Genomic DNA, 12,933 nt, shown 5'->3' on the forward strand with positions numbered 1-12,933 from the left:
ATAGGTGAGATACTCAGATATAGATAAAGAAGCATTTGTTACGAGAAGGCAATAAAAAAGACCATCTGAACAAAAGCTTGCCCAGACGGTCGGCTATCACACGATGTGTGCTACTGTGCATGTAGTCAATTCTACGTATCCGTCAGCCCAGTAGGAATATATTACAAATATAGCAATTGAAAGGACATCTTGTCGGTGATCTAAGTCACTATCGTATGCATTATGATGATTTATAATTGAAAACAAGGAAAGAAATCTTTGGATTTCTTTCCTTGTTTAGATATGATATAATTTATATCAAAGTGAGGCATAAATGGTTTGGTCGCCAGACTTCGCTTTTAAAGTAAATATTTGAAGAAACGGTCTGACTTCTAAGTCGGGCCTTTTTCGTTTTGTAATTACTATCATAAAAACGAATTAACTATGTTACAATACAATTAATATTAGTGTTTAGTGGGGGAGATATATATGAAACGTTGTATTATATTACTAAGTTTAGGCTTGTGTCTAGCTGGACCGATGCTTTCACACGCTAACGATATTAGACCTCTAATACATGTTACGAATGTACATAATGGTCAATATGATGAGGGTTTAGATGCTATTACAGAAACCAAGTTTTTTGGGCCGTATCAGTTCCGTGTATTGAAGGACTCTGTGGAGACTAAGGGGGAAACTAAAGATATAGATGGGAGAGCCTTTAGAACCTCTGATGGTGTCTTCATGCATGTGAAGGCTAGAACTATTGATAATACAAGTGCGACCTTAGATAAAGAGATTGAAAAAATTGTTAAAGATAGAACGGTTCCTGAACCTACTGCAAAGATGGTATTGCCTGTTAAGCATGATGTAACAGAGGTCGATAATGATGGTGTGCGCAGTTTACTAGCTGAATTTATGTATGGCTGGCCATTACATAATAGGACGGACATGGTATTAGTTACTGATTATGAAGATACTCGTTACTATTATAAGTTGCAGTTTTATAGAGACCAGCTACCAAATGGTGTTCGCATTGAGCAGTTGCGCAAAATGATTATGGATGCGCAGTTTAGTTATAAATAAGGTGTTTTTGATCAGACTTCCATATTTGTGTATCCTAATGTATTTAGTCAGTCTGTAATATTTAGCTGAACGGGTATAGTAAAAGTAAATTAAAAAGAGGTTCCTATGAGTCAACTTGTGACCATTAGGAACCTCTTTTGTTGTGCAAGAGTTTATATAGTTTTCAAACTATTATAATATGCTTTTACCTAAAGGAAATTATTATTTATTTAAGCTTTCAACAATGCTTACAATATCGTCTGCTTTTCGGGCAATATGTGTGACGCCTAGTTCTTGATGGAGAGATTCCTCTCTAAAGCCCCATGTAACACCGATGCAAAGTAGGCCGGAGTTTTCTGCAGTAGCTACGTCAACTTCAGAGTCACCTACATAAATAGATTCGTTCGGTGTAGAGTTTAGTTCTTTTAAGGCTTGTAGTACCATATCTGGTGCTGGTTTACGTTGTAATCCTGGTCTTTCACCAATGGCAACAGGTAAACGATCACCAAAGTACTCTTTATTGAGTGGCGTTACACCTTCTTGGATTTTGTTGGATACGATGGCTAATTTATAACCTTGTTTACGCAGTATATCAAGCATATCTAGGATGCCTGGGTAAGGAGCTGTTGTGTCTTTTAAATGCTCACCATAGTAAGCTTTGAACTCCTCAATGTATGGATCTAATTCATGATCAGCTACTGTACTTGGTAAACATTGACGCATCAAATAGGTTACTGCATTACCCAGAGCTACTTTTACCTCTGTTAGCGATTTTTCAGGGAAGTTATGTGTACGTAGTACATGATTTACGGCGTTGGCTAAATCTGTAGCTGTATTGAGCAATGTGCCGTCGCAATCAAAAACGATAGTAGTATATTTCATAGGGGCCTCCGATTTTAAATCAATATGTACTTTTTAAGTATATGATAAATATGTAGAAAATCAAGAGAATAGACCTATTAGTTATTATAATTGTGTTACAATAATAGAAGTAATAAGTACAGTGTATAGGAGGCGTAGTATGACTGAAATACAAGCTCTTTTATTGATAAAATCTATTCTTGAATCCGCAGATATTCACGGTATTGAACATATGTTAAGTGAAGATTGTGAGTATCTGTCTACAGGCCGTGGCATCATTGGACGAAACCGCAATGAAACTGTTGAGTTTTTGTCCTCTATGACTGAGTCCATCAAGGCTGATAATGTACCTGTTACTTGCAAGGTCATGCATATTACTGATGTGTATGAGGAGGATGCGTTATTTCACGAGGGGCGTCATGGTTTAACCATTTCCTATGAAAGTAACGATAATTACGTGTACATGATTTTTGTAGACGTAAATGATGAAGGACTTGTAGATCGTATCGTTTCAAGCCAAGAAAATTATAGTATCGAGTATGATGATCTTCGTTTTGGCACTGATGAAAGCGAATATGCCTTTATTTCTGCGCCTACTACTGTGAAAGACTGGACTACAGCCCTTAGTATATGGCTTGAAACCGCGAATGTTGATGTAGACGATTTCTATCAATATATCGATGAAGACACACGCGTTGTATTCCAAAAAGGCGATGCTGAATCTATAACCCTTGAAAGCGGCCTAGATGTAGAGGATTACTTTGATCAATTAATGAACCAACACTTTGATGCGGTGCCTCATATCATTCGCGATGAAGAAGATGGTCTTATTTTAACCTATGGGCCTATGAGTACCATTGCAACCCTCAATGAAGAAGGCGCATTAGCCCTTATTAGTATCTATATCGATACACGTGACGAAGACGAAGCTACCGATGAAGTTGGTTATATCGAAGAGGACTTAACGAAGGACACTATTATAGAAGAGAATCTATATTAGTCGATACGACTCTTTTGATAGAGCTAATTTAATTACGATTAATAGATAAAATAAAAACTACCAGTTAAACATATATCTTTTAAACAGACCTTCTACTATGAAAGGATAAGTCACTAGATATTGTGAATAACTGGTAGTTTTTTGTATTATTTACATTTCGTCATGGTCTTTAATGAGACCAGCTTTTTTCTTTTTCCAGTAGGAGTAGTAGAATGGCAAGATTACGATACAGCCGCCTAGACCCCATAATAATTGGTTAGTTTGAGCTTGGGCAAGCATCCATAGGGATGTGCCGATAGCGATGACTGGGATTAAGTAGCCACCAGGGATTGTGTAGGAACGAGCTTTGTCTGCCCATTTGCGACGGAAGATAATAACAGCCAAACACGTTGGTAGATATTGTGTAAAGCGAGATACTGCACTGATGGCTGCTAGTGTAGTAAAGGAGCCGGACCAGGCAAGTAAAACACTGGCAATGGCAGTAACGATGGCTGCTACATATGGTGCGTTGTAACGATTGCGTTTTGCCAACGCACTTGGTAGCATACCATCTTCCGCCATGGATGTAGCTACACGAGGCGCATAGTAAGCTTCAGCAAAGTTGATACCACCCATAGAGATTAAGGTGCCTATTAATACGATATACATGCCAATAGGTCCAACAATCACATTGAATGCATCTTGTACTGGAGCCTTAGTATTTGCTAAATCTGTACCAAGTACACCAATAGATACGGCGAGGATCGCCATATATAGAACCGATACAAGAAGCATACACATGATAATAGCACGTGGTAAGTTCTTTTTAGGATTTTTCATATCTTCTGCAGCAATGGCAATGACTTCAAACCCTGTATAGGCAAAGAATAGAAGAACCGCAGCTTGAGCAAATGATCCATCTACATAGATGTCTTGAGGGAAGACTGGCGTAAAGTTAGCTCCATTTATAAAGAAAATACCAATTGCAATAAATAGGGCAAGAGGAACTAGCTTAGATATAGTGATTAAGTTGTTAACAAATTTGGATACGTTAACACCAAATATATTTACAATCGTAAGGCCTACAATTAAGATAAATGAAATGACATCCTTTGCAAAATCACCACTTAAAGCTGGTACTGCAGCACCTAATGCTGTAGCAAAACCAACGGCCATAGCCGCCCAAGCAATGACGGTAACAATCCATTTAAGAACACCCACTTCAAATGCCCAGAAGTCACCTAAAGCATGTTTTGCATATAGATAAGGACCACCATTGCGTGTAAATAAACTGGCTGCTTCTGCAAAGCAAAGGGCGATGCAGCCAGCGATAACGGCGTCAAATAAGAGTACACCTAAACTAGCGGAACCAATTATGGAATATGCTTTATTAGGTAGTAGGAAAATACCTGTTCCTACAATACCATTGATGCCAAGGAGTACAATACTCCAAAAGCCAAATTTTCCTGTTTCTTTCATGATACAATCTTCCTACTATTTAGTTATATTTTCTTGAGTTGCTTTTACGAATGCAGTAAATAAACGTTTTGCATTTTCATCATTTGTAGACATCATTTCTGGGTGGAACTGACAGGCTACTAACCAAGGATAGGCTGGATCCTCTAAACCTTCTACAGTACCATCCTTAGCTCTTGCTACAACTTGTAATCCTTTACCGACATTTTTAACTGTTTGGTGATGATGGGAGTTCGTAATCCAAGTATTGCAACCTATAGCACCAGCTAGTTTTGATTTGGAATCAATTTCTACAGTATGGGTGCCAAGAGAAGGTGTTTGATTCTGAGAGTGTTTTATTGTACAGTTTTGATCATATTTTAAATCTTGGAATAAAGAGCCGCCACGATATACATTTAAGATTTGTAAGCCACGACAGATACAAAAGATAGGAATTTGTTTTTCTTCTGCTGCTTTGATTAAAGCAAAGTCGAATCGATCGCGCTCCGGAAATACATCGCCAAGACCTTGCAAAGGTTCTTCTCCATAGTGAAGAGGATATACATCATGACCGCCGGATAATAACAAGCCGTCAAGCTTTGCTACCGTTTCGCGAGCTACATCAAGATTTTCGGTAAATGGAATTATAACAGGAATGCCACCAGTTTCCTCAATAGAACGAGGATAGTCTTGGTTTACGTAAGAACGCAATAAATCTACGTAAGGACCACCATTATCTCGTAAGATATTGCCAGATATGCCAATAAATGGTTTCGTCATAATATCACCTCATATGTGTAAAAATCTGTACAACCTGATGTTAGTGTATCAGATTTTTATGGATAAAAACACTACTAATAGATATAATTATAAGACTTATAATAGAGAAAATATGTTAAAGTTGATACATTTTACTATATTTTCTTTCAAGATATAGTTGTATAAGTTTATTGCGAAACATGATATGATAAACTACGAATGAACTGTACGGGAGGTTTACTATGGTTTTTCTAACATCTTTGCAAAGTATCATACCTATTGTGCTACTTATTTTGTTAGGATATATATTAAAAGGACAGGGCATGTTTAACCCTACCTTTAGTGGTAATTTATCGCGATTTATCATGTCGGTTGCATTACCAGCGGGAGTATTTATATCCGTATTACATCACCTACATACTTCAGATATATGGAATTTACGATATGGCATGTTAGTGGTTGTCCTAACATATGTTATTGCATATATTGTAGCGTTCATTATGATGAAAATGCTGAAAGTTCCTAAAGGACGACGTGGTATTTTTATCAATATGGTAGTAAATGATAACTGCTTGTTTATTGGGTTACCAGTGCAAATTGCACTCTTTGGGCAAGATGCGCTACCGTATTTCCTGTTATATTACATCGGTAACACTATTTCCGTATGGATGGTAGGGGTATTTCTTATAGAACTAGATCCACTGCCAAATCCTAAAGTAGATTTTAATAATGGATCCCATAAGATTGATAGTATACATAATAGTTCAGTATCTATTGAAGGTAAAAGCAAGAAGCATAAATTTGATTGGAAGAAGTTATTACCACCACCTTTGATAGGTTTTTTTGTGGCATTAATTTTCTTGTTCTTTGAAATTCCTTTACTTCCAATTTTGCATACTACCTTAAATTATTTAGGTGATATGGTAACCCCATTATCCTTGATTTATATTGGTATTGTACTTCATGATGCGGGTTTAAAGAGCATGCGTTTAAATAAAGACTCCATCGGTGGGATTGTAGGACGATTTGTTATTTCCCCGATTATCATGTTCTGTTTGATTATGGTTTTACAATATGGAGCAGGTATAGTTCAAGAACCAATTGTAATCATCACCTTTGTTGTACAATCAGCAGGACCTGTTATTGCAGTATTGCCGATTGTAGCTAATGAATCAAAAGCTGATTTGCCATTTGCTACAGGTTTAGTCATGATTAGTACCATACTATTTGTTGTAGTAATTCCAATTATAATGGAAATTTTAACAATGATAGGTATACAGGCTTAAAATAAGAAGAAGATTAAAATAAGTAAATAAAAAATAGGTTCCTAATGGTCATATAGGTGACTATTAGGAACCTATTTTTATGTAAGTATATATAGCTTATCTAAAGAATCTACCAACGAGTGGCATGCTAGCACCATCGTTTTTATTGAGGCCTTTTAAAAGGACCATGATAATAACGTAGAGCAATAAGCCTTCGATACCAGTGAGTATAAAGTTAGCCCACATTGGTAAGATATCTGTTAAATAGTGGTAACTCAAGAAGATGAGTATACCCATAACACCAGCACTGACCACGTTTTTCCAAAGAAGGGAAATATCAAGGAAGTAGCCTGTGTATTTTTTGATATAAATCAAGTTAAGTAATGCCGCAAAGCCAATATCAGCAACGGTTGCCCAAGCGGCACCGCCGATGCCCAGCCAAGGAATAGCGGTCAGTGTCCAGTTAAGGATGACCTTGATTATGAGAGAAATCCCCATATTTATGACTGGAATACGTGGCCTGTTGAGACCTTGTAGGATACCTGTTGTTACTTGATGTACACCTAGGAAGAATATAGAGAACGCCGTGATTTGCGTTGCTAGTTCTGCCTTAGGCGCATTGTAAATCAGTGTAACGGTTGGGGCAGCAAGTACATATAATAGCACTGTAAATGGTACGGTTGCCATAAATGTTAGTCGCATAGAGCCTGCAGTGCGATCATAGATACCTTGATGATCGCGTTTTGCAAAGGCATGAGAGATAGCAGGTACAATGCTTGTCGCAAGGGCTGCGGTAATGATGGTAGCCAAGTTAATGAGTGGCACCGCCATCCCAGTAAGGTAACCGAATAGTTCTGTTACTTCGTTCATCGGGAACCCAGCATCTAATAAGCGACGTGGTACGATAAGTAAGTCGAGATTCGCCGTCAACGGTAACATGATACTTGCTAAGGAAATTGGTATAGACAATGTTAAGAGTCGTGACAAAATTTCTTTAGCTGATTCACGAGGACCATCGTAGCTTTCACCAGTACTACTAGCCTTAGGTAATTTGTAGTAGTAATACAACAGCACCAGGAAGGCCCCAAAAGCACCTACACCAGCACCCAAACTAGCACCACCTGCTGCGGCTGGTAAGCCATAAGGCAATAAAATAGCAGCAGCACCAAGCATAACGATAACCCGTAGTAATTGTTCTACAATTTGGCTAATCGCCGTGGGCGTCATCATTTCATAGCCTTGAATATACCCGCGGAAACAGGAAATCCATGTTACAAAGAATACTGCCGGAGCGAGCGCGATGATAGAGTAGTAGGCACGGCTTTCAGCAATGAGACCACTAGAGATTAACCAATCTGCACCAAAGTACATGGCAAGACTGGCGATAAAACCTGTTATAGTCAACATTGTAAAAGAAATATTGAATACTCTCTTAGCACCACCAAAGTCGTGTAAGGCTAATCGTTCTGCCGTCAAAATAGAGATGGCAATCGGCACACCTGCGCTCGAAATTTGTAATAGTAACAAATAGATAGGAAAGGCCATCTGATAGATACCGATGCCTTCACCACCTAAGATGCGAGATAGAAGAATCCAGTTGATACTACCGATGGCTTTCACTACGAAACCGGCAATTGTTAAAATTAAGGTTCCTTTTAAAAATCCACTAGCCATTGATTATAGTTTGTTAGAAGAACCTAATACATTTTTGATTTTGTGAGCTACCATGCCTTTAATAGCATCACGAGCAGGTCCTAAATATTTACGTGGGTCAAACTCAGATGGGTTTTGAGCCAAGTATTCGCGTACAGATGCAGTCATAGCGAGGCGAAGGTCTGTATCGATGTTGATTTTGCAAACCGCCATTTGAGCTGCTTTGCGAAGCATTTCTTCAGGTACGCCTTGTGCACCAGGAATGTTGCCACCAAATTCATTACATTTTGCTACGAATTCAGGCAATACGGAGGATGCCCCATGCAATACGATTGGGAAGTTAGGCAATAATTCGCCCACTTTTTTCAAACGATCGAAATCCAGGTAAGGGTTGCCTTTGAATTTGTATGCACCGTGGCTAGTACCAATAGCGATTGCTAAGGAGTCTACACCTGTGAGATGGACAAATTCAGCAGCTTGTTCAGGATCAGTGAAGCGAGCATCTGCATCAGATACATTTACATCATCTTCAACGCCTGCTAAACGGCCCAATTCTGCTTCTACTACAACGCCGTGAGCGTGAGCATATTCAACAACTTGTTTTGTGATTTTTACGTTTTCATCGAAATCATGATGAGATGCATCAATCATAACAGATGTAAAACCACCATCTACACAGTCTTTACAAATTTCGAAGGAATCGCCGTGGTCAAGGTGAAGAGCGATTGGTAGATTGCTGTCTTCAAGAGCGGCTTCCACAAGTTTTACAAGGTAAATATGTTTAGCATATTTACGTGCGCCTGCAGATACTTGCAAGATAAGAGGAGATTGTTCCTCTTTTGCTGCATCTACAATACCTTGTACGATTTCCATGTTGTTTACATTGAAAGCGCCAACAGCATAGCCGCCTTCATAGGCTTTTTTGAACATTTCTGTAGTAGTAACTAATGGCATGTTGTCCTCCTTGGCCATAGGGCCTGTTATATCATGTTATTAATACCGTGACTGCTAATATTTCTAGTTTGTAAGAACTAGATGCATTTCTGTTATTGCAATCATATATCAATTCAAGTTAAGTATATCAAGAAACACTATAAAGGGCCAATATTTTTTGTATAACTTATGCATAAATTTCGTCTTATTTTGTGACCCATGTGGGTTATTTCTGTGTGTTAGCATTTATTTAGTGGTGTTATATCAGCTCAATCGTTCAGCAATACATTCATATCCTCTGGCATCTCTGCATGCAGTTCGATCCATTCATTTGTTATGGGATGGTAAAAGCTTACGTGCGATGCATGCAGTGCTTGGCGTTGAATAAATTCTAGATGACCACCGTATAAGTCATCACCAGCTAGTGGATACCCTAGTTGAGATAAATGAACTCGAATCTGATGAGTGCGCCCTGTGTGTAATAAGCATTGCACATGAGTAAAGTGATTATGATCTATTAGAGAGTTGTCAGTTGGACATATATTACTATTATTAATCAAATTATCAGAGTTGTTTTTACTATAGTTAATTTTGCTTGTATTTTTACTAATCACTGTTATATCTGTGCGAGCCGGCTTTCCTTGGTCTGTACAACAACGCTCAATGATACTGCCTGGTTTACGACCTATAGGCCAGTTAATGCTTATAGGCACAGACGGGAGATGTCCTTCTACAATGGCGTCGTAGCTTTTGTAAAAATAGGTGTGTTTTTTATCAAAAGCATGTTGGACCACTGATGTTTTAGCAATGATGACAATACCTGAGGTATCCTTATCTAATCGGTGTACGGGATGGAAATCATAATGCTGATTTGTTTCTTGGTAGTAATGAAGTACACCATTTGCTAGCGTATGATCTCGTACGGTAGAAGTAGGGTGCATAAGAATACCAGCCGCCTTATTAATGACTAAAATATATTCGTCCTCATATATGATATCTAGTTCCATAGGGCTTAAACTAAACTCTTGCTCTGGTGTTAACTTCATAATGAGATGATCGCCACCGTGAATGAGCGTATTCCAGGTAGCAGGTTTACCATTAATTGTTATGATGCCATCACTTCGTAAACGTCGTCTCATGCGCTGGGAGATATGCTGTTGTTTTATAATATGATTTATAGATTGTGTGTGTACATCAGAATCTACAATTAAGTCGATTATTGTTGCTGTTTTCATACGTATTATTATAACAAATAAAATAAAAATGAAGAATTTTTCATAATTCGTTGTTTTTATGAAGGTCCATATAGTATAATTTGAATTATTAAATTTTATACATTATTTATGTGTGAACTTTTTTTACTGTAAAACCGTGTGTTTAGTTATAACAGTATATTTTATGAACTATATATGTATGTTAATGACTGTATGGTTATAGCTTATTCTATAAAAGGAGAGGTTTATGAATATTAACAAGAAATCTGTATTAGTCGCATGTGTGTTAGCGGCTATGTCTACAACAACTTTTGCGGCATCTACTACAACATCTACTAGTAGCACAACGGTAACAAATCACGATACACCAACATCTACTAGTACACGTGTAACTCGTGAGCAACATACAACGACTACATCAACTTCTACTGTGCGTACAGAGAGCTCTAGCTCCACTAAAAGCACAAAAGCTAGTGTAGGTGTTATGACTCCTCAAAAAATTGAAGAGCGTAGTGCACTTTCTGGCTATATAGCAGCTGATGTGGCGAGTGCATTAAATCCTTATCGCAATGCACCTAAATCTTTAAAATCTGGTAAAGGCACTACTTTCAAAAATGACGAAGTCCTTGAACATGGTGTATTAGCAGCTATGAAACAAGGTGGTAAATGGGGTGTTATCCGTCCAGACGGTACCGTTGCCATTGAGCCTAAGTATAAAGAAATTAAAGATGTTGATTATAAAACGGGCAATGTGTTAGCTCAAGTAGATAAGAAAACAGACACTTGGGTTACGCCTAAGGGTGTAGAAATCTCTGAAGAGGAAGCTTTAAAAGAACGTGTAAAACAAGAAGCAACTCAAGAGTATGCAAGTGATTCTTATGTAGAGTTTAAAGAAAAAGGTAAATATGGCTTTAAAACTACTGATGATAAAGTAGTGATTGCTCCACAATTCCGTCAAATCGTGACTGGATTTAGCGAAGACCGTGCTTTTGTTAAAAATGCTAAAGGTAAAATCGTAGCGATTGATGGTACTGGTAAAGAATTATTTAATGCTCCATCTAAAGAGGTATATAGATACCGTAATGGTCTGGCTGAATACCGCCGCTCTGTGAGTGGCTTTAATTTAGGTGGTCTTGTAGGTGGCTTCATCGTGGGCGGTATCCTTGGAGGTGCGCTTTTAGGTGGTCAACATTATCACGTAGGTGGTTTTGCCTATGATGGTGCAAAACGTGGCTATATCGATCGTTCTGGTAATATCGTAATCGACAGCAAAAAAGATAAAGTATGGCCTATCACAGCTTATGGTACGGTAATCAAAGATGCTGGTAACTTATACTTTGTGAACCGTAAAGGTGAAGTTGTTATTCAACCAGGCGATTACGATGCAGGTGAAATGGATAAATTAAATGGTCTATTAGCGTTAAGAGACAATAAGACTGAGAAATGGGGCATTTTCGATGTATCAACAGGTAAGCAAGTAGTAACCTTCAAATATGATTCTATTTCCTTTGCAGGGACTGATCGTTTAGTGGTTGTGAAAGATCATGTTAAAAACCTTATCGATATGAATAGTGGTAAATCCTTGTATTCTGCTCAAACAGAAGCAACTATTGAACCGTTCAACAACGATACTGTAACATGGGTTCATACTGGTAAAGAGGGCTATACAATCATAGATAATAATGGTCATATTTTATTTAGAGATACAAACAAACTTATTGAAGACGCTAAGTCCTTTAACCATGGTTTCAGCTCTGTTAAGTCTAAAGGTAAATGGGGAATCATGAACTCCAAAGGCGAATGGCTTGTACAACCTACATATGATGCGGTAAACGTTTTATAATATAATGGGTTGTAGAATTCCTTTGAATTTGTATTGTCTTTAGTTTTGGCTTAATTAGTATTTTTAGTTATAGTTCTTAGCTATAAACTAAATACAACATAATAGCGTTATACAGAAACTAGCAATGTACATGTATTATGTATGTTGCTAGTTTTTTATATTATTGTCTTGTATATTGCGTTGCATAACCGTATTAGAGAACTTTCACTATACTTATAAAAGCTTCATTAATACATAGCTAACAATTATAATTAAGAAAATCGATTTACCTAGAAAATAAGCGTATTTTAAGGTATAATTATAGAGATGTATTCCGATTTGGTGTAGTTTTACACTTTCACTTGGAATATGAGGATGATGAAAGTAATGCTATGAACCTTATGCCCAACAGGTTCAGGTGTAGGAGGTATAAAATGGCTAAAGATTGTTCCTTTGATGTTGTGTCTGAAGTGGATATGCAGGAAGTGGATAATGCGGTAAACCAAGCGAAAAAAGAGATTGGTACGCGCTATGATTTCCGTGGCTCTAAAGCAGAAATTAGTCTTGAAGGCGACACTATCAAAATCATCGGTGATGATGAATATAAATTGAATGCCATTATCGATGTTTTAAAAGGCAAGATGGTTAAACGTAACGTAGCAATTAAAAATCTTGACTACGGTAAAGTTGAACCAGCAGCAGGTGCAACAGTTCGCCAAATCATTACTATTAAAAAAGGCATTACTAAAGAAAATGCTAAAGAAGTAGTAAAAGCAATTAAAAACATGAAAATTAAGGTACAAGCATCTATCCAAGAGGATCAAGTGCGCGTATCTGGTAAGGATAAAGATGATTTGCAAGCAGTAATCCAAATGCTAAAACAATTGGATATCCCTGTAGAATTGCAATTCGTTAACTTCCGTTCTTAATACTATATGTCCATAGGAT

At 37.6% G+C, this 12,933-nt stretch carries 11 protein-coding genes and 1 riboswitch; of the genes, 5 read left to right on the forward strand and 6 right to left on the reverse strand.

Annotation, left to right across the window (positions count from 1 at the left end):
- Positions 1 to 72 precede the first annotated feature (72 nt).
- A riboswitch (ZMP/ZTP riboswitch) is annotated at positions 73 to 160 on the reverse strand.
- A gap of 308 nt (positions 161 to 468) precedes the next feature.
- Positions 469 to 1,065 carry a hypothetical protein gene (locus AAAT26_RS01135; RefSeq protein ID WP_349208764.1) on the forward strand — a complete coding sequence of 199 codons (597 nt, stop codon included), beginning with the start codon at positions 469 to 471 and terminating at the stop codon, positions 1,063 to 1,065.
- 201 nt (positions 1,066 to 1,266) lie between these two features.
- Here the strand turns inward: AAAT26_RS01135 and AAAT26_RS01140 are convergent, their stop codons facing one another.
- Complete coding sequence (locus tag AAAT26_RS01140) at positions 1,267 to 1,926, reverse strand: HAD family hydrolase (protein WP_008601288.1); 660 nt, start codon at positions 1,924 to 1,926, stop codon at positions 1,267 to 1,269.
- A gap of 139 nt (positions 1,927 to 2,065) precedes the next feature.
- On the opposite strand from AAAT26_RS01140, the gene AAAT26_RS01145 reads away from it, so the two are divergent.
- Positions 2,066 to 2,905, forward strand: coding sequence for a hypothetical protein (locus tag AAAT26_RS01145; protein ID WP_024061928.1), 840 nt, complete (start codon positions 2,066 to 2,068; stop codon positions 2,903 to 2,905).
- 150 nt (positions 2,906 to 3,055) lie between these two features.
- Here the strand turns inward: AAAT26_RS01145 and AAAT26_RS01150 are convergent, their stop codons facing one another.
- Both AAAT26_RS01150 and AAAT26_RS01155 read right to left on the reverse strand, forming a co-directional pair.
- On the reverse strand, positions 3,056 to 4,363 hold the full coding sequence (locus AAAT26_RS01150) for an APC family permease (RefSeq protein ID WP_008601283.1): 1,308 nt from the start codon (positions 4,361 to 4,363) through the stop codon (positions 3,056 to 3,058).
- A gap of 15 nt (positions 4,364 to 4,378) precedes the next feature.
- Complete coding sequence (locus AAAT26_RS01155) at positions 4,379 to 5,119, reverse strand: gamma-glutamyl-gamma-aminobutyrate hydrolase family protein (protein WP_008601281.1); 741 nt, start codon at positions 5,117 to 5,119, stop codon at positions 4,379 to 4,381.
- A gap of 221 nt (positions 5,120 to 5,340) precedes the next feature.
- Between AAAT26_RS01155 and AAAT26_RS01160 the strand changes: the two genes are divergently transcribed.
- A complete protein-coding gene (locus AAAT26_RS01160) occupies positions 5,341 to 6,384 on the forward strand; it encodes an AEC family transporter (protein ID WP_349208765.1) in 1,044 nt (347 codons plus the stop codon).
- Between the two features lie 96 nt (positions 6,385 to 6,480).
- Here AAAT26_RS01160 and AAAT26_RS01165 read toward each other — a convergent pair whose 3' ends face one another.
- The 3 genes from AAAT26_RS01165 to AAAT26_RS01175 form a co-directional block, all read right to left on the reverse strand.
- Positions 6,481 to 8,037 carry a putative polysaccharide biosynthesis protein gene (locus tag AAAT26_RS01165; RefSeq protein ID WP_008601278.1) on the reverse strand — a complete coding sequence of 519 codons (1,557 nt, stop codon included), beginning with the start codon at positions 8,035 to 8,037 and terminating at the stop codon, positions 6,481 to 6,483.
- A gap of 3 nt (positions 8,038 to 8,040) precedes the next feature.
- Positions 8,041 to 8,970: a class II fructose-1,6-bisphosphate aldolase gene (gene fba, locus AAAT26_RS01170; protein WP_004696283.1), complete on the reverse strand. Its 930-nt coding sequence runs from the start codon at positions 8,968 to 8,970 to the stop codon at positions 8,041 to 8,043.
- 248 nt (positions 8,971 to 9,218) lie between these two features.
- A complete protein-coding gene (locus AAAT26_RS01175; RefSeq protein ID WP_008601276.1) occupies positions 9,219 to 10,184 on the reverse strand; it encodes an RluA family pseudouridine synthase in 966 nt (321 codons plus the stop codon).
- Positions 10,185 to 10,410: 226 nt separating this feature from the next.
- Between AAAT26_RS01175 and AAAT26_RS01180 the strand changes: the two genes are divergently transcribed.
- Positions 10,411 to 12,006 carry a WG repeat-containing protein gene (locus AAAT26_RS01180; RefSeq protein ID WP_156697609.1) on the forward strand — a complete coding sequence of 532 codons (1,596 nt, stop codon included), beginning with the start codon at positions 10,411 to 10,413 and terminating at the stop codon, positions 12,004 to 12,006.
- 413 nt (positions 12,007 to 12,419) lie between these two features.
- The gene (locus AAAT26_RS01185) at positions 12,420 to 12,914 is read left to right on the forward strand and encodes a YajQ family cyclic di-GMP-binding protein (RefSeq protein ID WP_004696277.1); all 495 of its coding nucleotides are present in this window, start codon (positions 12,420 to 12,422) and stop codon (positions 12,912 to 12,914) included.
- The last annotated feature ends 19 nt before the right edge of the window (positions 12,915 to 12,933 follow it).

The organism is Veillonella parvula (assembly GCF_040094895.1).
In the GTDB taxonomy this organism is placed as follows: Bacteria; Bacillota; Negativicutes; order Veillonellales; family Veillonellaceae; genus Veillonella; species Veillonella parvula_L.

Excerpts from the sequence above, each read along its gene's own strand:
- AAAT26_RS01140 (WP_008601288.1), bottom strand. The coding sequence starts at position 1,926 with ATGAAATATACTACTATCGTTTTTGATTGCGACGGCACATTGCTCAAT.
- AAAT26_RS01175 (WP_008601276.1), bottom strand. The coding sequence starts at position 10,184 with ATGAAAACAGCAACAATAATCGACTTAATTGTAGATTCTGATGTACAC.
- AAAT26_RS01155 (WP_008601281.1), bottom strand. The coding sequence starts at position 5,119 with ATGACGAAACCATTTATTGGCATATCTGGCAATATCTTACGAGATAAT.
- AAAT26_RS01145 (WP_024061928.1), top strand. The coding sequence starts at position 2,066 with ATGACTGAAATACAAGCTCTTTTATTGATAAAATCTATTCTTGAATCC.
- fba (WP_004696283.1), bottom strand. The coding sequence starts at position 8,970 with ATGCCATTAGTTACTACTACAGAAATGTTCAAAAAAGCCTATGAAGGC.
- AAAT26_RS01160 (WP_349208765.1), top strand. The coding sequence starts at position 5,341 with ATGGTTTTTCTAACATCTTTGCAAAGTATCATACCTATTGTGCTACTT.
- AAAT26_RS01165 (WP_008601278.1), bottom strand. The coding sequence starts at position 8,037 with ATGGCTAGTGGATTTTTAAAAGGAACCTTAATTTTAACAATTGCCGGT.
- AAAT26_RS01185 (WP_004696277.1), top strand. The coding sequence starts at position 12,420 with ATGGCTAAAGATTGTTCCTTTGATGTTGTGTCTGAAGTGGATATGCAG.
- AAAT26_RS01135 (WP_349208764.1), top strand. The coding sequence starts at position 469 with ATGAAACGTTGTATTATATTACTAAGTTTAGGCTTGTGTCTAGCTGGA.
- AAAT26_RS01150 (WP_008601283.1), bottom strand. The coding sequence starts at position 4,363 with ATGAAAGAAACAGGAAAATTTGGCTTTTGGAGTATTGTACTCCTTGGC.
- AAAT26_RS01180 (WP_156697609.1), top strand. The coding sequence starts at position 10,411 with ATGAATATTAACAAGAAATCTGTATTAGTCGCATGTGTGTTAGCGGCT.